A 25,320-nucleotide genomic window follows, 5' to 3' on the forward strand; every position below is an offset into this window, starting at 1 on the left:
TTATTAATTATGAGAGGGTCTTATAAGCATCTCAGGATTAAGACATTAAATGAGACGTCTCAATAGACGTTATGTTTCGTTCTACTACTCTTTTTTTATGGTCAAAGACGTATAACTCTCCGACCTTTTTGGGATTAATTTGCGTTAAAGTGAGGAAGTTTTGAATACATTCAAATATAAAAGCTTAGTAGCGCTACTAACTATTTGTTCTAGTGCTGTTTTTGCCGAGGAACCCTCTGCAGATCAAACCGACGATAAAAAGGAAAAGCCAAAAAGAGTCCAAACCGTTGCAGATATTTTTGAGCAACCAGGTGTACTAACACCACGAGGTTCTTTTGTCTTAGACACATCATTTTCCTACACGCAGAATTCTTCAAATTCTGTCTCTGTTGTAGGTTACACCGTTTTACCTTCATTGATTGTGGGATTAATCGAAGCCAGCGATGTTGATAGAACAACATTGACTGTCGGGTTTACTGGACGATATGGGATAACAAATCGCTTCGAGGTAGAAACGCGTATACCTCTTGTTTATCGAGCAGATTCTATTTCAAAGCGTAAAGCCCAAACTGGTGCAAATAATAACGAGCTTATTGATTTAGATGGTAGTGGTTTAGGCGACATTGAAGCTGCATTTAAGTATCAATTTAATATGAATACTGCACCTTATTGGATCGGTAGCTTACGTTTTAAAAGTACGACAGGTAAATCACCGTACGATGTCAGTATCGATCCAAAAACCAATGAATTTGAGAGCTTACCAACAGGTTCTGGATTTGCCAGTATAGAGCCCGGGATCACGATGATCTTACCGATCGACCCCGCCGTAATATATGCAAGCACCAGTTATATCTGGAATATTGAAGATGATGTTGAAACTGAGTCAGGTAACCAGACCATAGATTTAGGTGACACTATTTCGTTCAGTGCTGGGATGGGGTTTGCGGTTAATCCGAAATTTTCATTTAGCATGGGGCTTAGCCACAAAACCATTTTAAAATCTAAAATCAATGGCGTAACACCAGACAATGCAAAATTACTTCAACTCGACTCACTGTCTTTTGGTGCGAATTATGCCATCAGTCGTGATACGACAATCAACATTGGCGCCACTGCAGGATTAACAGCTGATGCCCCCGATTTTCAATTGTCGGTACGTGTTCCAATTACTCTAAAATAGCTCCAAAGTATGCCTGTAGCTGTTGCAGGCATGCTATATTTCCCCCATTACGCTATCTGTATGATCCAATGCCTCTTCTTACGCTGAGTTTCACTTAACTCTGTTACAAAATTGCACTATCCTATAGCGAATTTACTGTTCGTATCAGGAATACCCATGGCAACCCCATTAGATCAAACTCAAATCGACAACATCAACCAATATGATGCAGAGAAGCGCTACCAGTATCTAATCAAAGAAGTCGTTGCAAACCGTGAAATTTGGATCCTAACCGATGAACACGGTTGTGTGATGCTAAATAGCGAAGATGAAGATTGTGTACCTGTATGGCCAAATAAAGAATTTGCAGAGTCATGGGCAACAGGCGATTGGGATCACTGTAAAGCAGAAGCGATCTCTTTAAACAAGTGGCACAGCCGCTGGAGCCATGGCCTTGAAGATGATGAACTTGCTGTTGCTATCTTCCCTAACCAAAATGAAGAAGGCTTGGTGATCTTCCCTGATGAATTTGATTTTGAGCTAAAGCAGCAAGCTCGTAAATCGAAGTAATCAAAGCAAGGGGCTATCAAGCCCCTTTTTCTCGCCACTTATTTCTGAATTTATTTCAGCGGCTTCTTACAGTGACTACATGCAGTAGGCGGCTTCATGAAAAATGGGGAGCGGCTGGCATTACCACATGCATCACAGAACTTAGTCGAACGAATAGTCAGTAGCGTTAATGGCACCATAAAAATCAGTAAGCCAATCATCATAGCCAAAGGCGGCTGCATATACACAATAAAGCTAGCCAATACCGCATTACTAAAAATTGTGTACTTCGGCCACAATTTACGCTTACGCTCTGCATCTTTACCTCGTTGAAATAGCAGCATGCTACCTACCGACAAGCCTAACCAAATCACGACCAAAATAATCAATAACTCTTGCTGCAAAATACTCTACCTTATGACGTAAGCGCTTGATAAGCAGTGTAACTGATTTTAAACCAATTTTATGAAGTAATTGAACTGATAATCACTGCGAGTAAAACCCTCTGGTCAATACATAAATAGCATTAAAGAGCGGTTCACCTTGCAAAGCGGATAGCAAAAGGTACGTGCTCTTAGTCAAAGGTAATGGGTAAATACACTTATACCAGCATTAGCTATTGTCTTAGTTTGGCTGTAATCGGACGCCCTTATGGCGACTTTGTAGAGCAGGTCACACTTTCTGCTTAATTATTAAATAAATGGCCTCAATCCCCCTTGTAAAGGCCCAAATACACCATATATATGCTGTATAGGCGGCAAATATTCATTTTGAGTTCAGCTAACCTTGGTAAGATAGCAACCGTAAACAAAAGATACGAAGAAGAAGAAAAACAACCGAACAACATACGACACTTTTTGTCCCTCATCGTTATTAAGATGATGTAGGTAACACCGTTTTATGTAAGTTGTAGATTGTTTACGTGACAGTTAGCTGCTGTCACCTAAGCTATCACTGGAGTTGTTGAATGGATCTTAAATCTGTTATTCGTGCTTGTTGTGTTCTTTTATGTGTTGTTGGCCGTGGCTCTGTTGCTGCACCACTGCCTCAATTTACAGACACAGACTTCGAGCCTTCTTCCAAAGAAACGGTTCAGAGTAAAAAATCGTTTCAGCGCAGCCTGAGTGGTCTTTACAGCATTGAAAGTTGGCAAGAGCCAGCAATCACTCAACCTTATTCTGAGTTTGGCATGCTTTACACTGCTGCTACCCATGCTCAAACTGAACTAGACGCTCTGATTAAAGAAATCAGTTTAGTCACTCACACTCAGGCGATTATTCCTGGTGTTAAATCAAAAGCGCGTGCACAGCAGAAAGTTGCAACAGAGCTTCAAGGTGACGCTAGCCGTATTACCGACCTAGCCCGTGGCTCTATTGTTGCTGACGATATTCCAAGCTTAGTTCAAGCCTTTGAATTAATGAATAAAGAAGTAACAGTTGTTGCGGTAAAAAACAGGTTTAAGAAACCAACGGCATCTGGCTACCGTGATTTAAAAATGCTAGTACAGTTACCAGAGACAAACATCATTGCTGAAGTACAACTTCACCTAAAAGGTATTTCAGATATTAAAAATGGTGCAGAGCATGAAATATACGAGAAAATTCAGAAGATTGAACGTACAGGTCTAGAACAAGATCGTGAATTATCAGAATTTGAAATAGCACGTATCAGCCAGCTTCGCTCTGAGTCACAAGAACTCTACCAAGATGCATGGCAGCTGTACTTACAGCCTGAAACGATTGCTATCTAACTAACAGTAGCCTCTATGCCAACCACTAAAGGCCGTATCAACGGCCTTTGAATTATCTCACTCCCCCAGCCTATCGAATTCATCCCATTTTTGAGACAACCTTCAATCTATTGACTATCCTATTAATACCATAGTTTCTAGTTATACCAACTCGGGTAAGTAAGTGTTCAGGTGAATTTAATCAGCAAGAACGACCACTTACTTAGTTAGATTGGTATCAGATCATCTAGAAATAGGAAACAGCGTTAGGAAATAATATGTCGCATACTTATAAACCTATCGACTGTGCATTACATGATTGTTTTGAAATTGCTTGTTTATATCACTATCAAGTGACACTTAAGCTGCGCGATCAAAGCATTATCGAAGGTGAATGCATAACAACAGAAACGCATCCTGATAAATCAGAATGGCTAGTATGTAAAACACAGTATCAATACTTAAAAATTAGGTTAGATCAGATACGTAAGATGTACTCGAAGTCTGCCAATGCTATATTTGGTGAAGTAAACCTCTAATTTAGTTACCAAAAGCACGTATTTGCGTGCTTTTGTTTATCGTTCACAAAAGTGTACAATATAAAACCAAATTGATGAGCGAACAGATTTCTATGTCTTCAATTATTACAGTCGGCAGTAACGTCATAATGGCTATTGTGATGTTCTCTTCACAATTCTATCAATACTTTACACCGCATAAGGTTATCGGTTTCCCCTTGAATTACGTTTCTTATTTTGGGAAGACTGACACTTACCAATTTTTCCCAGCACGCCTCATTACCACGGGTGTGTTTTGGCTATTCATTTTTATCCTCTTAAACATATTCATCCTACTGGCTAAAAAAACCATAAAATCAAAATGATAAACCCAAAAAGCAATAATGGTTACTCGCGATTCTCTAAATATTTATAGACCTTTTATCGTAACGCTCTTATCACCGCATTTAATGCTTGGCTGTTGGCCTTACTTGCCGCGTAGGTTAAGCCTAACCGACGGAACATTCTGGGGCCAACCAAAGGCACAGTTACCAATTGGTTCGATTGCTCCAACACGCCAGTGGGTAAAAAAGAAATACCGATCCCAGCCTGAACCAAGTGCATTACCTGCATCTTATGTTCAGCCCTCGCCAGCAAGTTCAATGACAACCCATCGCACGCTAATAGGCTAATTGTTTGTTGGTGTGCTTCACACGGTGGGCATTCAATAAAATCATATTGATGCAAGTCACTCGGTTTTACTTCATCAAGCTGCGCCAATGGGTGCTCAGGCAACATACATAACACATAGTCTTCTTCCCATAATGGTAAGAAGATTTCATCTTCCGCTTTAAGAATATCGAGCGTGATAGCGCAATCTGCGTGCGGATCGTTGGCATCTACCAATTCTAAACGCAGTTCAGGACAGTTTTCACTTAGCCTAGCCATCACCCGAGCCAATTCGGTCTGGCTCAAATCTGGAAAGTTCGCAATTTTGATTGGAGAGGTCTGTCGGCGCTGAGTAAATAAGTCTGGCAAGGCATGAATTTCATTCATCAACTGCACAGCTTTTGGGTACAAGTGATGTGATTCTTCTGTCAGCGTAACCCCTTTCTTATGGCGCTCAAATAAGGTTACCCCTAGCTCTTCTTCCAGCTGCTTTACGGCATTTGAAATGGAAGGTTGCGAAACGTAGCATCGGTTTGCCGCTGCGGTAATGTTCTGCTCCTCATACACAGCAATAAAAAAGCGTAATAACCGTAAATCCATACCAAGTTCCTAATTTTCATTCATCGTTAAAGTTAACAACTATGATAAATAACACTTATGGTTACGGGCTTCAAATTATCTATCCATAGTTTTTACTTATCATAACCCTTAGTAATTGATATTTTTCAATTTCATCCCCTAGGCTTATATTAGTCACCAGAACGCAGCAAGCTATTCCATTTATGTTGCGTAACCTCATGTTATAAAATAATTTTTAGAGAGAGTATCTTATGTCTAAGCCACTAGTTGTTATCACAGGTGCAAGTTCAGGTATTGGTGAAGCAACAGCACGTCACCTTTCAGAGCAAGGATACGCTCTTTTATTATTAGCGCGCCGCGTTGAGCGCTTAGAAGCCTTAAACCTTCCAAACACGCTATGTCGCAAAGTAGACGTTACAGATGTGACTAGCTTTAAAGCAGCGATTGAAGAAGCTGAAGCACAATACGGTAAAGTAGACTGCTTAATCAACAACGCAGGTGTGATGCTACTTGGCCTTGTACATGAGCAAAGCCCGTTAGAATGGCAAAACATGGTTAACGTAAACATTCTAGGCTTAATGAACGGTATTCACTGTGTACTTGCAGATATGAAAGCACGTAAAGGCGGTACTATCATCAACATCAGTTCTGTTGCTGGCCGTAAAACGTTCCCAAGCCACGCTGCATACTGTGGTACTAAATTTGCGGTTCATGCAATGAGTGAGAACATTCGTGAAGAAGTCGCAAGCGAAGATGTACGTGTTATTACGATTGCACCGGGTGCCGTTGAAACTGAGCTTCTGAGCCATACAACAAGCGAAGAAATCAAGGCGGGCTATGAAGATTGGAAACAAGACATGGGCGGCATTCTTGCACCACAAGATATTGCTAACGCGATTAGCTACGCATACAACCAACCACAAAACGTATGTATTCGTGAAATCGTACTAGCAGCGACACGTCAACAGCCTTAAGTTTTTTACTTATTACTTAACTTCTGATTAAGTAATAAACCAAGCCACCTTACGAACACTGAGGTGGCTTTTTCCGTTTAGGATGCTGATGATTGAATCATCAATGAAATAGATATGAATCACACTTCCAACCAAGTAAAAGCATTTTATGTGATCCTCTCTTCGATATAATCATGATTATTAGTGATTATTTAAACCCTGTCGTAATCTTATTTAGTGTGATTTTTCAACAGGAAGTATCATAGTGACTACCCTAACGCTCTCAGATATCGCTACTAATCACCTTCTCACCAGTATAAAAAACGATGTGCTCACCATCACGATGAACCGCCCTCATAAACTAAACGGGTGGACAATGGATATGATGGAATCACTTAAAGAAGCTTTCTCGATTGCCAATACAAACGATAATGTAAAAGCTATTATTCTTACGGGGATAGGTAAATATTACTCTGCGGGTGTAAATTTAGCTGGCACGTTGAAAGTCATGCCGCCTAAAGCACTACATGAATTAATCGTTAAGAATAACCAACGGCTTTTTGAGGTTTTTTTAAACTGCAATAAACCCTTACTCATCGCTATTAATGGTCCAGCCATCGGGGCCAGCGTGACTTCTGCTACTCTAGCAAACCGTATTGTTGCCGCTGACAACGCAACATTTTCAACGCCTTTTTCTGCATTGGGCATTACCCCAGAGGGGTGCTCCAGTTACCATTTTCCTCGCTTATTAGGTGAGGCAAATTGTCAACGTATGCTAGGTAAAGAGGGCTGGAAGCCCAATGCAGAAGAAGCACTAACCGCAGGGTTAGTACAAAGCGTTGTACCGCAACCTCAGTTAATGGAAGAAGCTCATCGTATTGCCCAAAACTGGGTTGTAAATAAAGAAGATCGCCAGTTCTTAGCAGGAAGCTCCCTAAAAGAACTACAAGCAGCCAATGCCAAAGAATCCGTTCAGCTGGCTGATGCTTTTTTTAGTACTGCTTTTTTAAAAAACCAAGCGCATTTTTTCTTCAACAAGAAGAAATACGCACCCTCAATCACTTTCTTCATGCTGTGGGCGTTAAGGCCGTTATGGGCTCGCTTCATGTAAGGAGCCACTAGCTGAGTAGTCCTATATTTAATCTGTGGGCTTAAAAACCATGACTTTTGATTCTGCAGATTCCTCCAAGTACAAATAGAGCTGACCGGCGTAAAAACCATAGCGCTCCACCTTTGCTAACGCTTTTAGGAACTGTTTTTCTTGCTGTCGACTTTCGTCACTTCGGCATGCCTTACGCGTGGTAGCAATGGTGGATAGTTTTATATCGGTTTTACCTTCCGAACTTTGCACCTTGCTAGAGTAACGGTTACAGCCTGTTGAACCGACAAACTGACCCGCATCAAACATCAAAGTGCTCCCTGTTGGAGTCGTTTTAGACGCAGGTAATGGCCCTTTCTCCATCAAATGCCATGTTTTACCCGCTAATACATCGAGACTAATGCGGCTACGTTGCAGCTTACTGTCATCCTGTACTAACTTTCCACCCTGGTATTGCCAAAATTGCGTAACAAGATCACCACCGCAGCACATAGGATCTTGTTTACCCGCCTGAATGGATTTCACAACAATAAATGGTGACTCTACATAGAGGTCGATCACTTGAATACGATCGCCAATAAGTGCTGTTGCGATATTGCTCGCTTCACCATACCCAAAAGAATCTAATTGCTCATCAAATAGCGACAAATATGAAAACCGCCCAGAGCCGCTAGTTTGAAAATCAGTGATCACTGCAGCTTGGGTTTGCTTGTTGTTCATGACATTACCATAAGCGGCAAGATTCCCAGCAAACGTGAGTGAAACCTTGTAATAACCCTCGGTGCCATTAGATGTACTTGTACTCTGCCAATTTTCGCCCCACAGCCCACGCCATAGGCGTTTTGGCTCATTGTCTTCACCTATGCCTAATATTTCTGCCTGCTGTAGACGCGTGACACCAAGTGCAGAAATCATAGGGCTAGGCTTTTCAGCAACCAAATTACAGCTCAAAGAATCTCGCCCGACTTGTACACTTGCAGTTTGTTTATGTGACCAAAAGCTAGCAGTATCACTCGTGTATTTAGCACCACTCGCACTCACTGCCGCATCTAATAACTCACTGTCTGTGCCATATTGAAGTATGGCTTTAGATTGATCGTTAAATTGATAGAAGCGCACCGCAACCGCAGGATGCACTCCTCCACTGCATCGGTAATAGGTCGATTTATCATTAACGAAAAGTCGCCCTATCTGCGCCAAACTTTCAGTCTGTAATGCATAGCTATTTTTAGTGCACTGATAAACATCAACCGATTTCCAACAATCATTGCGTCCTTTGATCCAGCCTCGCTGAGAAGCTTTAAAATTCGCCAGAGCCGATTCAGGCATAGTTGATAATACTTTTTTGTATAGGCCTTCCATTTGAAGGTCGAGCTTTACTAGCGTCTGATCGTGGCAAATTAAGTTCTCAACTTCTCCAGAAGCTTTCGTACATTCAAAGCTCGGCTTCACTTCGCTAGCAAAAGCAATATTCGCCACCAGTACTAATGGTACACAAGTCAAAAACTTCATGCTCATTCCTAAAACAAGATAAATTATCGTAAATTTTTTATTCAAATATCATTCATATGAGATATGTGAAAACAGCGTAATAAACCAATATTTACAACCCTGAAAGTCAATTGACACATAAGGGCTCTTCTCGTTAAAACTTTATACCAGAATATCCTTTTAAGCATTACTACAGAGACAAAATTAAGATTAAATATTCTAAAAGTGAATAATTATGACCTGCCATAAGAGGATTTCCCTGCCACAATTACTATGATTCCGTGTACAACGAGAAGACGAGGTAACTATGAAAATAATTAAGACGAGTCTACTTATGGCAGGGTTAGCCATGTCGTTTACCGCAGCTGCTGAGTACCGCATGAACGTTTCATCTGTCAATGATGGCGCGTGGATATCAGTAAGTGAAAACGGTAAAGGAGTCGAAGGAGCGACAGTTACCACTAATATTCATGGCATAAGGAGTGAAAAAACCGATGAGTATGGGCGCGTATTTGTCTCGCTTCCACAAATTCGTTCCCAAACAGTCAAGTTCACCGCTACTGATGACAGTACTGGACAGTCACTCACAAAAGTAACCTATATTCAGCGTGACAAATAATATATAGGTATATAACCGTACCCTGCCACAAAAGGGTACGGTTACTTAAAAAAGTACTTTTCCTCATCGTTTTCTCACCACCCACAGACACCTACACTACTGAACAATAAAAAAAATAAGCCTTCCCCTCATTAAAGGCCACATCATGGATTGACATCAAACGCAGATAGTTTCCCACTGAAGAATAAAAATCCCTTATAGCCATTCATCAAAAGTGAATGCTATCAATAGATAGCTCCTCGATGGTGAGTCGCAATATGAAATAGAAAATAAATTTAAATCATTATTTTACTTGGAGATTAATCACCCTACTGAATAAAAAACGTGAGATGCATAGTGACGCATTTTCACTTTTGAAAGAGGATAGGGATAACAAAATGCAGGGATCAGTAACGCTAAGAAATACCAAGGGAAATAAATTCACATTAAACATGTTTGATATCAACCGACCTTAACTTCTGGTCTTGTCATTCGTATCGAGAAAAACCTGACACTTCGTTGACATTAACATTTCAGTTAATAATTAATCTTAGCTGGTGCTATGTGAGTCTTTTTAGTTTATCTATCCCATTTGTATAAATCGTATGCTCCATTCAGCATACATTCATGGATAAGAGTTAATTATGACCCGTAATGGCAAGTATCAATCATCATCAATAACAAACAGGTATCATCAAATGAACAGAAGACAATTAAAAGCGCAACAACAAGAAGCAACGATAGCCGCATTAGGTGAATGTTATCGCCGATTAAAAGAAGCGGGAATTAGTGCAAAAGATCTTACACAAGAAGGCTTCCAACTTATGTTTAAATCGGCATATAAAAATGTATCACACTAAACAATGGCGATTTCGTGCTTTCTGTAATAAGTGAATACAGTACTTTCCAGTATTGTATTCACTTCTGTTTATACAATTCACACTTTTACGATAATTTAAAAGAAATAACATAGAGAATAAGCAAATAAAAAAGAGGCGAAAAACGCCCCTCCTTCATTTAATCAATCATGGTTAACCACAGATGTGTTTTACCCACGGTAATAACGCTGTGGCACAAATGGCATTTTCTCAACTGTCATTGGAAGCTTCTTACCACGCACTTCAGCAAAAATTTCTGTACCAATCACTGCACTATCAGTTTTCACGTAAGCCATTGCCACAGGCGCACCCTTAGATGGGCCGAATGTACCGCTGGTAACAATACCAATTTCGTTATCAGCCCCATCAAATAGCTTACTACCTTCACGAACAGGTGCTTTAGATTGGCCTAACAAACCAACACGCTTACGAGCAACATCTTTGGTTTTGATTTGCTCAAGTACAAGCTCTGCACCAGGGAAACCACCCGCACGCTCACCGTCAGCACGACGCGCTTTGCTAATACCCCATAATAGGCTTGCTTCTACAGGCGTTGTTGTTGTGTCAATATCGTGGCCATACAAGCACAGACCACACTCAAGACGCAATGAATCACGCGCACCTAAGCCAATCCATTCCACTTCAGTAAATGCTAACAACTCTCGCGCAAATGCATCTGCGTTATCATTCGGCACTGAAATTTCATAACCATCTTCACCAGTATAACCAGAGCGGCTTACGTAGCACTCCACGCCAAGTAGTTCGATTTTAGCGGCATCCATGAACACCATGTCGCTCACTGCTGGATTTAAGCGTGCTAACACATCGGCTGCTTTTGGCCCTTGTAGTGCAAGCAAGGCACGATCGTCAATAATCTCTAATTCAACATCTGCTGGAAGATGCGCTTGGATGTGTGCGATATCTTGTTCCTTGCAAGCTGCATTCACTACAACAAAGAGATGATCACCAAAGTTAGTCACCATCAAATCATCTAAGATACCGCCTTGCTCATTGGTGAAGAAGGCATAGCGTTGTTTACCCGCTGGCAGATCAATAATGTCTACCGGCACTAACGCTTCAATTGCTTTTGCCGCATCTTTACCATGAAGGCGTACTTGCCCCATGTGTGATACATCAAATAGCCCCGCATGCTCACGGCAATGTAAATGCTCTTTGCGTACACCGAGGGCGTACTGTACAGGCATATCATAGCCTGCAAACGGTACCATTTTTGCGCCCATTTCAATATGAAGAGCGTGTAGCGGTGTAACCAGAAGATCTTGAGACATTTTTCTTTCTCCGTAGGCCGTGCGGCCGTGTTATCCATTACATTATGTGAAGTAGTTTCGCCACTTATCACACTAACCGCCTTACGTTATAGCCGTAAGGTCACGTATTACTGAGGCTTCAATCAAAAGCCCCCCCTAAATTCTTGTTGATGTTCTACCCAACACATTACACCCAAACCACATTTAGCAGGCTTTGTCTTTTATAAGCCGCAAATTTTGAGAAACCGTGTTGTGATCTAGAGTCCATAACTCAGCAGTAACACCAAAACAAATACTACAGATACAGCAAATCATTAACATTTGTCATTACAGGATTGTTAATGACAATAATCTCATTTACGTAAGTCACTTTACTATAACGAAGGCTATGAAGAAGGCTTAAACGAGGTAATCAGCAACATTCAGTCCAACAGATTATCGAATAAAAAGCGATCATGACCATAGTGATTAGCTAGATTGCTCACTAAGGAAACACCCTATTTTTCTTATCAGGATTTTAGCCTGACCGACTTGTCAAAAATCACCTTCCATTCAATGCTAATGGCTGCCTGCGCCATCATTATGAAGCTGTCACCCATAAGATATTCGCATCGTTTTCACTCACTGAAATCAGCATGTGGCCCATATTGGCATCGTAATAAACTGAATCACCTTCGTTTAAATTGACGGGTTCATAAAATTCAGAGAAAAACGTAATTTCACCATTCAGTACCAGTAAGAACTCTTCACCATCGTGACGGATCCAGTCTGGGTAATCACTGAAATGCCGCGCACGTATTTGTGACTTAAATGGCATCATTTTTTTATTGGTTAGCTGAGTCGCTAACAATTCGTGCTCATACGTCGACGTCGGATGAGGCTTACCCTGTTCGACAAGCGTAATATCACGTCGACCAGTCGTTCTGGTTTGACGAGGAGGCGCAAAAAGCTGAGGCATATCAACATTTAAACCTCCAGCCAACTTTTGCATCGCTTGAAAAGTCGGTGAAATTTGTTCGTTTTCAATTTTAGAAAGTGTTGAACGCGCTAATCCCGTTCTTTTACTGGCTTCTTCTAATGTCAGGCCATGCGACATTCGAATTTCTTTTAAACGCTTACCCAGTTGTAAAGGCTCAATTTTGGCCGATTCGCGCTCGCGGGCAACTGTCATTGATGGGTAAATGTCTTGCTGAGTATCCTCACTCATTACGCCCCCTCCTTGGCGGTAAACTGGCTTCATTCTGTCATAGTGAGCATAAAACTAAACCACTTTAGGTGATAAAAACCATGACTTCACTAACAGAATTACAACAAAGTTTCCTATTGGAAACTCATCAGCCTCATTTATCTTTACACCACATTCATTTTTGAGCTGCCTACTTTGCCTGCCACCCATTTTCAATGTAATTTTCACCCGTAAAGCCTTGTAATTCAGCCTAGCACATCAATTTGAACTCAAAACATTTCTGGTATCTAGTGTAGATTTTTCGCGTATTAATTAGCCAAAGCATAACCAAACGCCAATATTGACGCAAACGTTTGCTAATTATTTCCAAGATTAAAGTGGGCAATAATACACTATTGGAAATTTTCGTTTGATAAGCTCTCTATAGCGTTGTATGTTACGCACTTGTTAGGTGCTATTAAGCTGTTCTCAACACCCTAAAAAATAGTATGTCAGCATGAATATCATCAAGCTGATACAAACATTGAAAGCGGATAGATTGCGCAAGGAGTTATAAATGGAAAATACACTGAAGTTCACAGAAAGCCATGAGTGGGTACGCGACAACGGCGACGGTACTATCACTATGGGTATTTCTAACCACGCTCAAGGCCTATTAGGCGATGTGGTATTCGTGGATCTTCCTGATGTTGGCGACTCAACAACTGCAGGCGAGACTTTCTCTCTTGTTGAATCTGTAAAAGCGGCCTCTGACATTTACTCACCAGTGACTGGCGAAATCGTTGAAATCAACGAAGAATTAGAAGACAGCCCAGAGCTTGTCAACGAAGAACCGTACGAAGGCGGTTGGATTGCAAAAATCAAAATTGAAGACGTTGAAGAGCTTGCTAAGCTTATCGACGGTGAGAAATACCTAGAGACTATCGAAGATTAATGCGTATCGGCTTTCTTCGGAAAGCCGGTTTTGTACCTACAACACTGTAAATGCATGCTCGTAAATAACGAAATAAGTAGCATTTAGAAGGTGTAACCAAGGTGTTAATTTAAGATTATCCGGCCAGTATCAGCTCACGGTACTGGTAGCAACTGTTCAGGAAAGAACCATGACCGATATGACTCTGCTACATGCCCTCAGTGATGACAACGATTTTGCTGGTCGTCACAATGGCCCAGATTCAGCACAACAAAAAATCATGCTTGAAACCATTGGCGTCGAAAGTGTTGAAAAGCTGATCGAACAAACTGTCCCTGCTGACATTCGTTTACCAGAGCCAATGCAGCTTGACTTGCCACAAAGCGAAGCAGACATGCTTGCTTCACTGAAAAAAATCGCAAGTAAAAACATCATCAACAGGAGTTTTATCGGTCAGGGTTATTACAATACACTTACGCCAAACGTTATTCTGCGTAATGTGCTTGAAAACCCAGGTTGGTATACTGCTTACACACCTTACCAACCAGAGATCTCTCAAGGTCGTCTTGAATCACTGTTGAACTATCAACAAATGATCATGGACTTAACAGGCATGGAACTCGCCAATGCTTCGTTACTTGATGAAGCAACCGCAGCCGCTGAAGCCATGACCCTTTGTCAGCGTGCAGGTAAAAACAAAAGCCAAGCCTTCTTTGTCTCAAATGACATTCACCCACAAACCGTCGACGTTGTTCGTACCCGTGCTGAATTCATTGGCTTTGAAATTATCACAGGCAACCCAGAAGAACTTGATAACCACGATGTATTTGGTGCCCTACTGCAATACCCAGGCACAACAGGTGAAATCACAGATCTTACCGACATCATTGAAAAAGCACACGCGAAGAAAACACTCGTCACTGTAGCTGCTGATTTACTGTCCCTTACCATTTTGAAAGCGCCTGGTGAAATGGGCGCAGATGTAGTCGTAGGTAGTGCGCAACGTTTTGGTGTACCTATGGGCTTTGGCGGCCCACACGCTGGCTTTATGTCGACTAAAGATAAGCACAAGCGTACTATGCCTGGCCGTGTTATTGGCGTATCAAAAGATGCTAAAGGTAACCAATCACTGCGTATGGCGATGCAAACCCGTGAGCAGCATATCCGCCGTGAAAAAGCGACATCAAACATTTGTACTGCGCAGGCACTACTGGCTAACATGGCGGCTTTCTATGCCCTTTACCATGGACCAGAAGGCCTACGTAAAATCGGCCGTCGAGTACACCACTTAACGGCAATTCTTGCTGCTGGTTTACGTAATTCAGGCATCGAACTCGCACACGAAAGCTTCTTCGATACCCTAACGCTAAACACAGGTAAGAAAACCGCAGAGCTTTACCAAAAAGCACTCGATGCAGGCATTAACCTTCGTAAAGCCGATGCTCAGCTAGGTATTAGCCTTGATGAAACCACCAAGGTGGCAGATGTTGAAGAACTGCTTCACATTTTGACGGGCAATGCATTAAAAGCATCTATGTTCACGGCTGATATTGCAGCTGACGAATATGCTGCTATTCCTGAAAGCTGTCGTCGTACCAGCGAATACTTAACGCACCCTGTTTTTAATAGCTACCACAGTGAAACGCAAATGATGCGTTACATGAAAAAGCTAGAAAACAAAGACTACTCGCTAACACACGGTATGATCCCGCTAGGCAGCTGTACCATGAAGCTAAACGCTGCCGCTGAAATGATCCCTGTGACTTGGCCTGAGTTTGGTGCACTACACCCATTCGCACCAGCCGACCAAACCAAAGGTTACGATGAACTAGCGACTAACCTGTCTAAAATGCTATGTGAAGTAACAGGCTACGATGCATTCTCGCTACAGCCTAACTCTGGCGCACAAGGTGAGTACGCAGGTCTTATCGCGATTCAGCGTTACCACCAAGCCAATGGTGATAGCCACCGTAATATCTGTTTAATCCCAAGCTCAGCACACGGTACTAACCCAGCGTCTGCGGCGATGGTTTCAATGAAAATTGTTGTTGTAGGCTGTGATGAGCAAGGCAACATCGATGTTGAAGACTTAAAAGCGAAGATCGAAAAACACCGCGAAAACCTATCTTGTATCATGATCACCTACCCTTCTACGCACGGCGTGTACGAAGAAGCAGTACGTGAAGTGTGTGAACTAGTGCACGAAGCGGGTGGTCAGGTTTACCTTGATGGCGCGAACATGAATGCACAGGTTGGTCTAACGAATCCTGGCTTTATCGGTTCAGATGTATCGCACCTTAACCTACACAAAACCTTCTGTATTCCTCACGGGGGCGGCGGCCCTGGTATGGGTCCTATTGGTGTGAAATCTCACCTAGCACCTTTCATTCCGGGTCACATTGAGCATGCAGAAAATGATCAGCAGCAATATGCAGTTTCTGCGGCAAACATGGGCTCTGCATCCATCCTGCCAATTTCTTACGCATACATTGCAATGATGGGTGAACAAGGACTAACAGAAGCCACTAAGCTGGCTATCCTTAACGCAAACTACGTGATGGAGCGTCTACGCCCACACTACCCTGTTCTGTACCGTGGTACTGAAGGCCGTATTGCGCACGAATGTATTATCGATATTCGCCCAATCAAAGAAGCGTCTGGTATTTCTGAAGAAGATGTGGCGAAACGCCTGATGGACTTTGGCTTCCACGCGCCAACCATGTCGTTCCCTGTCGCGGGTACATTGATGATTGAGCCAACTGAATCAGAAGATTTAGCGGAACTTGATCGCTTCTGTGATGCGATGATAGCCATCCGTCAAGAAATTGCCCGTGTACAAGAAGGCGAATGGCCACTAGAAGATAACCCACTGGTGAATGCACCGCATACCCAAGTGGATCTGCTAGAGCAAGAATGGGCACACCCATACAGCCGTGAAGTGGCTTGTTACCCATCAGCACAAACCAAAGATGCGAAATACTGGCCGACAGTAAACCGTGTTGATAACGTATTTGGTGACCGTAACCTAATTTGCTCTTGCCCAAGTATCGAGAGTTATATTGAGGATTAATAGTCAATATTAAGGTTAAACCTTAGACATTAACTAAACTCAACAATAAAAGGCGAATCGTATGATTCGCCTTTTTCTTTTTGATATCACCATCATCAATATTACCTTCAATCTTTATCAGTCACCCCCCCAATAAACCCACTTAATAGAATTATCAATTACATCGTTACAACTATTTTATTGTTGTCTGCCCTGTTGTCTAAGAAAACGGATGAAAACAACCACAGCACACACTAGCATAGTAGAAATTTATTTAATTATACCAAACAGTAAATTAAAGCGATGATTCGCAAATAAACCCATAAAGCACGATATCAAATGAAGCCAAATTTTTTAAGCTATCAACTCACTGATGAATTTATAGAAACAGTAAAAACTAACCCTACAGTTGATGCAATTGATGAATTATTCGATTCACAATTTAACGAGGTTGCATCCTCAAATAACAACCTCAATTGGGATGCTACCTATCTTGGCCCTTCTAGCTATGTTCGCGAGTATCTAGCAATAGGCATGTTTATAATGATGTACTTCCTTTTTGGATTTTTTAAAGAAGGAGGGGGTAATATGATACCGTCACTTGATTGGATGTACTTCACCTCAATCGTATGTTCGTCGATTATGGCATACGCTACATGGTCTACATTCAGCGGATTTATATTTCACTATCGTTTTAATGATAATTGCATCGCAGTTAAAAGGTATAAGAACGAACCAGAAATTCATTATAAAATTGCACGTATTACAGGCTGGGTAGGCTCTATCACTTGTATTATTTTGGCAATCGCCTTTAGTCCATTAATTTTTATTGGTGCAGGTGGGTTCGCATTAGCTAGCTTTTCATTAATAAATATGAAGCGAGAACCATACTATCAAATAGCTCCATATGACTCAATTTTATACATTCAAAAAATAAATAAGGAGAATGAACTTGAATTAGTAATAAAAGAACAAGTATCAAGGTGTAATAACGAATACATATATGTGTATGAAATGACATCAAGTGTTAACTTATATCTCTATGACCATGAAAAGATGGATGAAGTAATTAACTTAATTAATGAAAAGGTGGGTTATGACGTTGAATACTATGAATCAGAAGATGATGAGTCTAGCGTAAACCTATACCAAAAATCCAGAAAATTAGGCACCCCGCTTAACCGCGTTACCATTAACAAAGAAACCCTAGAAATGACGCATGATGTATTCACCGAAGATGAATAACACACTCTTTCTCATCATCTTCATTACCAACATACCATCTAGCATTCTGTTTAATTGTGTAGGAAACGTCAAAATCCTGACTAAAACATTGTTCATTTTGAGGTATTTCAGTAAAATTATGTCACGACGTCGGTGACCATATAATTCCAATGAAATTAAATACCTCAAGTGAAGAATCAGTAGAGCAGGCATACGCGCAGTTACCTTCGCAGGATCAGCCTATTCTTATGCAGACAGACTGCCCTGAACAGCTGATGCAGAATAACACGCAGTTTATTCGAGCGATGCGCAATGCTAACCCTGAGGTATGGGATTGGAATATAGATACTGATGAGGTTTACTTTTCACCGCAATGGAAGGCGATGCTGGGCTATCAAGAAGAAGAGCTTGAAAACCATCTGAGTACATTGGAATCGCTAACCTCGCCTGAAGAGTGGGCTGCATTAGTAGAAAAAGCCGAGCAATACATTACAAATCGGTCTGGTTGTTTTGAAGTTGAGCTTCGTTTACGTCATAGACAAGGGCATTTTGTATGGGTACGAGGCAGTGCCTTCACTTTGTCTAATTCTGCCCATAGCCCCCCCAGCCATCTTATGGGGTTTCTGGTTGATATAACCGCACAGAAAAAAGCAGAGAGCTTGAACACTTGGACAGCTAAGATCCTTGAAATGATCGCAAAAGGTGCAAGTACAGTGAGCGTTTATACCGAGATTGCCTTAATGTATGAAAGCCGCCACCAAGGTTTACGCTGCTCTATGCTAGAACTTGATGGCGATACATTACTGCATGGTGGCGCACCTAGCCTACCAAAGGCGTATTGCGATGCTGTTCACGGTCTTAAGAATGGTCCTAATATCGGCTCTTGCGGCACCTCAACTTATACTGGGCTTCGCGTACTGGTTGAAGATATTAATACAGACCCTAAATGGGCTGACATCAAGCATGTTGCGCTCCCCTTTGGTATGCGCAGTTGCTGGTCTGAACCAATCAAAAGCTCAACTGGTAAGGTGTTGGGCGCATTTGGTATGTACTACAACCACCCCGCTTTGCCAACTCAAGAAGAGTCTGACGACCTAACGTCTGCCGCCATGCTGGCTGGTATTCTGATGGATCGAGATCACAACCAAAAACGCATCCAAGAACTTGCTTTCAAAGATCCGCTTACTGGCTTCGCTAGTCGAGCAAGCTTATATATCGATCTCGACGCCTTTATCTCGCACTCTGCAGCAAATAATCAGCGCTTTAGCCTGCTTTATCTTGATCTTGATAACTTCAAAGACATTAATGATAGTCTTGGCCATGATATTGGCGATCTTCACCTTCAAACCATTGCTACGCAACTGGAGTCGGTGTGCTTATCAAGTCACTTTATTGCCCGTTTAGGTGGCGATGAATTCTGTATTGTCGCAAAAGAAGCGAGTGACACCGTATTGGCTTCAGAAATAGCAACCCGCTATCTCAATGCAGTCTCAACGCCCTGCTATTTATCAGGACGCAAACATACACAAACAAGCAGTATTGGTATCGCATTTTACCCGCAAGATGGTACCGATTCGCAAAGCTTACTCAAAGCCGCAGATACCGCCCTTTACACTGCTAAAGATCACGGTAAAAACCAATATGCCTTTTACAGTAAAGCATTAACAAAACAGGCCGAATATAGACTAAAAGTAGAGCAATACCTTCGTGAGGCTATTGAGAACCAAAGCCTCTCACTCGCGTATCAGCCACAGATTGAGTTACGTACAGGTCTTTGTGTTGGCGTAGAGGCCTTATCACGCTGGTATCATCCAGAGCTGGGGCAAGTATCACCAATTGACTTTATTTCAACAGCTGAACGTATAGGTATGATTCAACCCTTAACGGAGTTAGTACTTAAAACGGCATGCACCCAAGCAGTGAATTGGCAATTACAAGGGCTTGGCTCAATGCGAGTCGCCATAAATATTTCTCCTAATCACTTTTTAGATCCTGACTTTATTCCTTTAATTAAGCGAGCAATTACAGATACAGGTATTCAAGCGTCGAATCTAGAATTAGAAGTTATCGAAACTGTCGCACAAACTGAGCATAAGAATCTCCCAGTCTTTGCTGAACTCAAAGAACTTGGCGTTCTATTAGCTATTGATGATTTTGGTACTGGCTATTCATCATTCGCATCGCTAAAGCACCTTAAACTTGATTGTATTAAGATCGATAAATATTTCATAGATGACTTATTAACTGACAATAAAACACAACTATTAGTGGGTTCTATAATTGAAATGGCACACAACCTTGGGTGCTCTGTTATCGCTGAAGGCATTGAGGCTCTAGGCCAAGTTGAAATATTAAAAAGATTAGGGTGCGATATAGTACAAGGCTATCTATTCTGTGAGCCAACAAGCCCTGATGGTATTGCAGCATTATTAAGAAATGAATGCGAACATAGTCTGATATAAATACGCCTAATGCATTTCCACGCTATGTCTTAATGTAACACTCGTGCACCGACCACCAAATTGCACATAAAATCAACAAGTTAAAGGCCGCCCACTAATATTTATGCATTTTGTGCATCTAATTGATGAAAACCATTCATTTTAATCATGACCTTATTTGTCATACGATTATCTCAACCAAAAAGGTGGCGAATATATTGGAAGTTATTATAAATATTTCTTCCTGAAAATATTAATTCGTTCTTATCGTAATAAGTCAGCTTTATTTTAAATAATATGTTTAATCATTTTCGCTATTAAGTTTGCATATAAACACATAGCTAATATTAATTAAAATAAGATATCACTGTACGTATTAACTTCAGCTTTGACGAGCAACTTGAAGCTGTTCAAATATTATCAATATATTTAAATAACTCTATCTGGAGTATTAGCAATGACAATTCCAACTACCAAAATGCTTCAAGCATGGCAAGGTTTTACAGCGGGTAATTGGCAAACAGAAGTCAATACACGAGACTTCATCCAAACAAACTATACCCCCTATGAAGGTGATGAATCTTTCCTTGCAGATGCTACACTAGCGACAACAACCCTTTGGAATAGTGTCTTAGAAGGTATTCAAGAAGAAAGCCGCACGCATGCACCTATCGACTTTGATACTGATCTACCATCAACGATTATTTCTCACGATGCAGGCTACATAAATAAAGCCTTAGAAACGATTGTAGGTTTACAAACAGACAAGCCCTTGAAACGTGCCATTATTGCTAATGGTGGTATTCGCATGGTGAAAAACTCTTGTGAAGTTTATGGCCGCGAACTTGATCCAAATATTGAAAAGACTTTCACGCAATACCGTAAAACCCATAACACCGCCTGTTTTGATCTTTACACTAAAGACATTATTGCTTGCCGAAAATCAGGCATCATTACTGGCCTTCCCGATGCGTACGGTCGCGGTCGTATCATCGGTGACTACCGTCGCTTAGCACTTTATGGCATAGACTTCTTAAAAGCAGACAAGATTGAACAATTTAAATCGACTCAAGCTTTCTTAGAGCAAGGCCAAGATCTCGAGAAAACACTTCGTTTACGTGAAGAAATCGCAGACCAAATTCATGCGCTTGAAGACATCCGTACCATGGGTATGATGTATGGTATCGATATGTCAGCACCTGCAAGTTCAGCACAAGAAGCGATCCAATTTACGTACTTTGGCTATCTTGCTGCGGTTAAATCGCAAAACGGCGCGGCAATGTCACTTGGTCGTACATCGACTTTCCTTGATGTCTACATTGAGCGCGATCTTGCAAGCGGTGCACTCAACGAGTCAAAAGCACAAGAACTAGTAGATCACTTCATCATGAAGTTACGTATGGTGCGCTTCTTGCGTACGCCTGACTACGATTCATTGTTCTCTGGCGATCCTATTTGGGCAACCGAGGCGATGGCTGGCATGGGTGTTGATGGCAGAACACTAGTAACTAAAACAACCTTCCGTTACTTGCATACACTAGACAATATGGGGGCAGCTCCAGAGCCTAATATGACCATCCTTTGGTCTGAGCAACTCCCTGAAGACTTCAAAAAATATGCGGCAAAAGTGTCTATCGAAACATCATCAGTTCAATATGAAAACGATGATCTAATGCGCCCTGATTTTAACAACGATGACTACGCTATTGCTTGTTGTGTTAGCCCTCAAATCGTTGGTAAAGACATGCAATTCTTTGGTGCACGTGCCAACTTAGCAAAAGCGCTGTTATACACCATCAATGGTGGTATTGATGAAAAATCAAAAACACAAGTAGGTCCAAAACACGCAGCTATCACTGACGATATACTAGATTTTGATCGTCTGATGCCTCAATTTGATCAAATGCTTAATTGGCTTGCAACGCAATATGTGACGGCATTGAACATTATTCACTACTCACATGACCGCTATAGCTACGAAGCATCATTAATGGCACTGATGGATCGCGATGTCCGACGTACTATGGCGTGCGGTATTGCTGGCTTATCGGTTGTGGCGGATTCATTATCCGCTATAAAATTTGCCAAAGTAACACCCATTCGTGATGAAAACGGTATCGCTGTTGACTTTACTATTGAAGGTGATTACCCACAATTTGGTAACAATGATGCACGTGTTGATGACATTGCTTGTGATCTCGTTGAACGCTTCATGAAGAAGATTCAGAGCATGGTAACTTACCGTGAGTCGCTACCCACACAGTCGATTCTTACTATTACCTCTAATGTGGTTTACGGTAAGAAAACAGGTAACACGCCTGATGGTCGTCGTGCTGGAATGCCTTTTGGACCAGGCGCAAATCCAATGCATGGTCGCGATCAAAACGGTGCTGTCGCATCACTAACATCCGTATCTAAACTGCCATTCGCGTTTGCAAAAGATGGGATTTCATACACTTTCTCTATTGTGCCAAATGCACTAGGCAAAGATATGGATACTCAGAAGCAAAACCTTGCAGCCTTGATGGACGGATACTTCCATCATGAAGCGGGCGTAAATGGCGTACAAGTGGAAGGCGGTCAACACCTTAACGTGAACGTACTAAACCGTGAGATGCTATTGGATGCTGTCGATCATCCAGAGAAATATCCTCAACTCACTATCCGAGTGTCTGGTTACGCAGTGCGTTTTAACTCGTTGACTAAAGAGCAACAACAAGATGTGATTACTCGAACATTTACTGAAAAAATGTAAGTGATAGGGTAACTAAGCAAGACATAACAATTAGAGCTAATAACTACACCTATCTATTTTGGCCTGCACCTCGCAGGCCTTTTTTACTACTAAACAAAGTTCAAGAATAAAATATGAGTTCCCATCGCCAAGCATTTTTCCTTCTGCTAAAACATTTTTTTTATGAAAAAGAGTCAAACCTCACGATGGGTACCAAATTAAAAAATAAGATAAGTAACGATTAATGCATTTTACTGTTTATGGTTATAAGAGAACCGCTCAAATTTGTTTTACTCGGCTGGGTTAACTCAATCATTAATTCAGCCATTTCTGTCGGATTCACCCAAGTAGTCGGATCCACGTCTGGCATTGCTTGTCGGTTAACCTCGGTATCGACTATGGTTGGAAGCACCGCGTTGACACGAATATTATGTTCTGCACCTTCAGCCGCAAGGCTTTCGACTAAACCATTTAGCGCCATTTTCGATGCCATATAAGGACCAAAACCAGCAGGAATATTCCGGATAGTGTCGCGTGCAGATACAAACATCATTGCCCCTCCCCCCTGCTTTTCCATCGCTTTATAGATTTCACGGCCAAAGACTAAGGCTGTCATAAAATTAGCATCAAAAATTTGCTTCACTGTTTCTATCTCAACATCTTGCCAATAACGCCATGTGAAAATGCCAGAACAGTGATAATGCGCCTCAATCTGACCCAGTATTTGTGATGCTTGCGCTACCAACGCCTGACTTTCCTGCTCGTTAGTTAAATCACCGAGCAGAACAGTTAGCATACCTGGATATTGCAGCTCTAGTTGCTTCGCACGAACTTCATCACCTTTTCGTCCAAAGGCGACAACCTGTGTCCCTGAGCTAATCAGTTTATCGATAATTTTCTTAGCGGTTACGGAAAAACAAGCGGCAACAGTTGCGGTTTTAAGTGTATTCATCTTGGTCTTTTATCCAATGCTGTTTTGTTGCGTTAAATACTATCGCTAGCCAAAAAGCAATAAAACCCGCCAATAAACAATACAGCTTTGCCTTATAGGCAAAAATGATCCAATAACGGTCCCTCTCATCTCTCTCTGCTTTGAACATGAGTCTACTTTTGTTTATTTTGTTGCTACAACAACAAAATAAACTTACACTCCACACTTGAGTTTTGTTGTATGGGTAACAAAAAAATGAAAGACACAATTTACAAATACGCTATCTACACAGTACTAACCTGTACAGTCAGCTTTTCAGCTTTCTTGATCAGTTCAGATAATTTTTCACCTTTTACAACACAGGCTACAGTGCACAAAAATGTTGCCAATATTGCCCCACAAGTATCAGGGGTGATCACCCATGTAAACGTACAGAATGGACAAAATGTTAAAGCTGGTGATGTCCTCTTTAGTATAGATACACACAGCTATACTCTCGCAGTACACCAAGCTGAGGCTGAACTGCATCAAGCTCTGGAAGCTAACTTAGCCAAATGGCAAGAGCTTCAATCCGCTGAGCAAGTGCTATCACAGCGCGACGTCGAATGGCATAACACCAACAACAAACTTGTTCGTTATCAAAAGCTTCTAAATAAAGGGCTGATCACTCAACAAGACTTTGATGACGCCCATGCCAGTGCCAATGTTGCAAAAAGTGCGATTGCAGTGGCTCACGCTGACATTCTCCGTATCAAAGCCGAACTCTTTGGTAATGCAACCGCAGAGCCTCAAACTAATAAAACGGGTACGGTTGAAAAGAATACTATTAAGTATCGAGTAAAAAGCGCTGCAATCGCAGTCGCTGAATCAAAACTGGCATCAGCAAAACTCGACTTGGCACGTACCGATGTCATCGCGCAAACAGCAGGTACAGTGAGTAATTTACAGTTACAAACGGGGAGTTATATTAGTGCTGGCGCTATCTCACTCTTTCTTGTCGATGAGGCCACCAGCTGGTTGAGTGCCGATTTCAATGAAAAAGGCATTGTCCATCTTCAAACTGGTAATCCGGTGTGGATATCATTTGACGCTTTTCCCGGCCAAGTATTTGCTGGAACCATTATCAATCAAGATCGCGCCATTTTTGATGCATCAAACCCAACCAATCAACTGTCCACCGTAGTAAATGACAGCCGCTGGATCCGTGAACAGCAGAAAATTCGCACTCGTATTCATGTTGACGACGCAAACACCGCGCTTATTGCAGGCTCTCGTGCCAGCGTAATGGTAGAAAATGGTCAAAGTGGCGTGATGGATAGTATTGGCTATAGCTGGATCAAATTAGTTTCTTTGTTTCGCTACATCTATTAGCG

20 protein-coding genes are annotated in these 25,320 nt (G+C 41.6%); 14 read left to right on the top strand and 6 right to left on the bottom strand.

The features are described from left to right. Nucleotides 1–160: 160 nt before the first annotated feature. Together OCU87_RS21680 and OCU87_RS21685 are read left to right on the top strand one after the other, a co-directional pair. Entirely contained in the window at nucleotides 161–1,180 is a 1,020-nt protein-coding gene (locus OCU87_RS21680) for a transporter (RefSeq protein ID WP_261858464.1), read from the top strand. 156 nt (nucleotides 1,181–1,336) lie between these two features. After that, nucleotides 1,337–1,729, top strand: a complete 393-nt coding sequence (locus OCU87_RS21685; RefSeq protein ID WP_062687666.1) for a DUF2750 domain-containing protein — start codon at nucleotides 1,337–1,339, stop codon at nucleotides 1,727–1,729. A gap of 50 nt (nucleotides 1,730–1,779) precedes the next feature. Here the strand turns inward: OCU87_RS21685 and OCU87_RS21690 are convergent, their stop codons facing one another. After that, nucleotides 1,780–2,112, bottom strand: a complete 333-nt coding sequence (locus tag OCU87_RS21690; protein ID WP_062687665.1) for a hypothetical protein — start codon at nucleotides 2,110–2,112, stop codon at nucleotides 1,780–1,782. 563 nt (nucleotides 2,113–2,675) lie between these two features. Here OCU87_RS21690 and OCU87_RS21695 point away from each other — a divergent pair. Both OCU87_RS21695 and OCU87_RS21700 read left to right on the top strand, forming a co-directional pair. After that, complete coding sequence (locus OCU87_RS21695; RefSeq protein WP_261858465.1) at nucleotides 2,676–3,458, top strand: nucleotidyltransferase family protein; 783 nt, start codon at nucleotides 2,676–2,678, stop codon at nucleotides 3,456–3,458. A gap of 257 nt (nucleotides 3,459–3,715) precedes the next feature. Continuing rightward, a complete protein-coding gene (locus OCU87_RS21700) occupies nucleotides 3,716–3,976 on the top strand; it encodes a Rho-binding antiterminator (RefSeq protein ID WP_048897676.1) in 261 nt (86 codons plus the stop codon). A 399-nt stretch (nucleotides 3,977–4,375) separates the two neighbouring features. Here the strand turns inward: OCU87_RS21700 and OCU87_RS21705 are convergent, their stop codons facing one another. Next, the gene (locus OCU87_RS21705) at nucleotides 4,376–5,203 is read right to left on the bottom strand and encodes a LysR family transcriptional regulator (RefSeq protein WP_062687663.1); all 828 of its coding nucleotides are present in this window, start codon (nucleotides 5,201–5,203) and stop codon (nucleotides 4,376–4,378) included. A gap of 230 nt (nucleotides 5,204–5,433) precedes the next feature. Between OCU87_RS21705 and OCU87_RS21710 the strand changes: the two genes are divergently transcribed. Both OCU87_RS21710 and OCU87_RS21715 read left to right on the top strand, forming a co-directional pair. Next, on the top strand, nucleotides 5,434–6,156 hold the full coding sequence (locus tag OCU87_RS21710; RefSeq protein WP_094958391.1) for an SDR family oxidoreductase: 723 nt from the start codon (nucleotides 5,434–5,436) through the stop codon (nucleotides 6,154–6,156). A 244-nt stretch (nucleotides 6,157–6,400) separates the two neighbouring features. Beyond that, on the top strand, nucleotides 6,401–7,246 hold the full coding sequence (locus tag OCU87_RS21715; RefSeq protein ID WP_261858466.1) for an enoyl-CoA hydratase/isomerase family protein: 846 nt from the start codon (nucleotides 6,401–6,403) through the stop codon (nucleotides 7,244–7,246). Between the two features lie 27 nt (nucleotides 7,247–7,273). Here OCU87_RS21715 and OCU87_RS21720 read toward each other — a convergent pair whose 3' ends face one another. Then, nucleotides 7,274–8,746: an META domain-containing protein gene (locus OCU87_RS21720; RefSeq protein WP_261858467.1), complete on the bottom strand. Its 1,473-nt coding sequence runs from the start codon at nucleotides 8,744–8,746 to the stop codon at nucleotides 7,274–7,276. 286 nt (nucleotides 8,747–9,032) lie between these two features. On the opposite strand from OCU87_RS21720, the gene OCU87_RS21725 reads away from it, so the two are divergent. Next, nucleotides 9,033–9,344 (top strand): hypothetical protein, encoded by a 312-nt coding sequence (locus tag OCU87_RS21725; protein ID WP_062687659.1) that lies wholly within the window; start codon nucleotides 9,033–9,035, stop codon nucleotides 9,342–9,344. A gap of 677 nt (nucleotides 9,345–10,021) precedes the next feature. After that, nucleotides 10,022–10,183 (top strand): hypothetical protein, encoded by a 162-nt coding sequence (locus tag OCU87_RS21730; RefSeq protein WP_164488538.1) that lies wholly within the window; start codon nucleotides 10,022–10,024, stop codon nucleotides 10,181–10,183. 188 nt (nucleotides 10,184–10,371) lie between these two features. On the opposite strand, the gene gcvT is transcribed toward OCU87_RS21730, so the two are convergent. Then, entirely contained in the window at nucleotides 10,372–11,490 is a 1,119-nt protein-coding gene (gcvT, locus tag OCU87_RS21735; RefSeq protein ID WP_062687657.1) for a glycine cleavage system aminomethyltransferase GcvT, read from the bottom strand. A gap of 559 nt (nucleotides 11,491–12,049) precedes the next feature. Further along, a complete protein-coding gene (locus OCU87_RS21740; RefSeq protein ID WP_094958616.1) occupies nucleotides 12,050–12,676 on the bottom strand; it encodes a helix-turn-helix domain-containing protein in 627 nt (208 codons plus the stop codon). A 535-nt stretch (nucleotides 12,677–13,211) separates the two neighbouring features. On the opposite strand from OCU87_RS21740, the gene gcvH reads away from it, so the two are divergent. The 5 genes from gcvH (at nucleotide 13,212) to pflB (ending at nucleotide 23,037) form a co-directional block, all read left to right on the top strand. After that, the gene (gcvH, locus tag OCU87_RS21745; protein ID WP_062687656.1) at nucleotides 13,212–13,589 is read left to right on the top strand and encodes a glycine cleavage system protein GcvH; all 378 of its coding nucleotides are present in this window, start codon (nucleotides 13,212–13,214) and stop codon (nucleotides 13,587–13,589) included. 169 nt (nucleotides 13,590–13,758) lie between these two features. Further along, nucleotides 13,759–16,638, top strand: coding sequence for an aminomethyl-transferring glycine dehydrogenase (gene gcvP, locus OCU87_RS21750; protein WP_261858468.1), 2,880 nt, complete (start codon nucleotides 13,759–13,761; stop codon nucleotides 16,636–16,638). 318 nt (nucleotides 16,639–16,956) lie between these two features. Further along, nucleotides 16,957–17,862: a hypothetical protein gene (locus OCU87_RS21755; RefSeq protein WP_261858469.1), complete on the top strand. Its 906-nt coding sequence runs from the start codon at nucleotides 16,957–16,959 to the stop codon at nucleotides 17,860–17,862. A 149-nt stretch (nucleotides 17,863–18,011) separates the two neighbouring features. After that, nucleotides 18,012–20,303, top strand: coding sequence for a bifunctional diguanylate cyclase/phosphodiesterase (locus OCU87_RS21760; RefSeq protein ID WP_261858470.1), 2,292 nt, complete (start codon nucleotides 18,012–18,014; stop codon nucleotides 20,301–20,303). A 436-nt stretch (nucleotides 20,304–20,739) separates the two neighbouring features. Further along, nucleotides 20,740–23,037: a formate C-acetyltransferase gene (pflB, locus tag OCU87_RS21765; RefSeq protein ID WP_261858471.1), complete on the top strand. Its 2,298-nt coding sequence runs from the start codon at nucleotides 20,740–20,742 to the stop codon at nucleotides 23,035–23,037. A gap of 220 nt (nucleotides 23,038–23,257) precedes the next feature. On the opposite strand, the gene OCU87_RS21770 is transcribed toward pflB, so the two are convergent. Beyond that, nucleotides 23,258–23,968 carry an SDR family oxidoreductase gene (locus OCU87_RS21770; RefSeq protein WP_261858472.1) on the bottom strand — a complete coding sequence of 237 codons (711 nt, stop codon included), beginning with the start codon at nucleotides 23,966–23,968 and terminating at the stop codon, nucleotides 23,258–23,260. Between the two features lie 234 nt (nucleotides 23,969–24,202). Between OCU87_RS21770 and OCU87_RS21775 the strand changes: the two genes are divergently transcribed. Further along, the gene (locus tag OCU87_RS21775) at nucleotides 24,203–25,318 is read left to right on the top strand and encodes an HlyD family secretion protein (RefSeq protein WP_261858473.1); all 1,116 of its coding nucleotides are present in this window, start codon (nucleotides 24,203–24,205) and stop codon (nucleotides 25,316–25,318) included. Nucleotides 25,319–25,320 lie beyond the last annotated feature (2 nt).

It is taken from the genome of Photobacterium sanguinicancri (assembly GCF_024346675.1).
Lineage (GTDB): Bacteria > Pseudomonadota > Gammaproteobacteria > Enterobacterales > Vibrionaceae > Photobacterium > Photobacterium sanguinicancri.

Coding starts and splice junctions, on each gene's coding strand:
- OCU87_RS21685 (WP_062687666.1), top strand. CDS start 1,337: ATGGCAACCCCATTAGATCAAACTCAAATCGACAACATCAACCAATAT.
- OCU87_RS21695 (WP_261858465.1), top strand. CDS start 2,676: ATGGATCTTAAATCTGTTATTCGTGCTTGTTGTGTTCTTTTATGTGTT.
- OCU87_RS21700 (WP_048897676.1), top strand. CDS start 3,716: ATGTCGCATACTTATAAACCTATCGACTGTGCATTACATGATTGTTTT.
- OCU87_RS21705 (WP_062687663.1), bottom strand. CDS start 5,203: ATGGATTTACGGTTATTACGCTTTTTTATTGCTGTGTATGAGGAGCAG.
- OCU87_RS21710 (WP_094958391.1), top strand. CDS start 5,434: ATGTCTAAGCCACTAGTTGTTATCACAGGTGCAAGTTCAGGTATTGGT.
- OCU87_RS21720 (WP_261858467.1), bottom strand. CDS start 8,746: ATGAAGTTTTTGACTTGTGTACCATTAGTACTGGTGGCGAATATTGCT.
- OCU87_RS21725 (WP_062687659.1), top strand. CDS start 9,033: ATGAAAATAATTAAGACGAGTCTACTTATGGCAGGGTTAGCCATGTCG.
- OCU87_RS21730 (WP_164488538.1), top strand. CDS start 10,022: ATGAACAGAAGACAATTAAAAGCGCAACAACAAGAAGCAACGATAGCC.
- gcvT (WP_062687657.1), bottom strand. CDS start 11,490: ATGTCTCAAGATCTTCTGGTTACACCGCTACACGCTCTTCATATTGAA.
- OCU87_RS21740 (WP_094958616.1), bottom strand. CDS start 12,676: ATGAGTGAGGATACTCAGCAAGACATTTACCCATCAATGACAGTTGCC.
- gcvH (WP_062687656.1), top strand. CDS start 13,212: ATGGAAAATACACTGAAGTTCACAGAAAGCCATGAGTGGGTACGCGAC.
- gcvP (WP_261858468.1), top strand. CDS start 13,759: ATGACCGATATGACTCTGCTACATGCCCTCAGTGATGACAACGATTTT.
- OCU87_RS21755 (WP_261858469.1), top strand. CDS start 16,957: ATGAAGCCAAATTTTTTAAGCTATCAACTCACTGATGAATTTATAGAA.
- OCU87_RS21760 (WP_261858470.1), top strand. CDS start 18,012: ATGAAATTAAATACCTCAAGTGAAGAATCAGTAGAGCAGGCATACGCG.
- pflB (WP_261858471.1), top strand. CDS start 20,740: ATGACAATTCCAACTACCAAAATGCTTCAAGCATGGCAAGGTTTTACA.
- OCU87_RS21770 (WP_261858472.1), bottom strand. CDS start 23,968: ATGAATACACTTAAAACCGCAACTGTTGCCGCTTGTTTTTCCGTAACC.
- OCU87_RS21775 (WP_261858473.1), top strand. CDS start 24,203: ATGAAAGACACAATTTACAAATACGCTATCTACACAGTACTAACCTGT.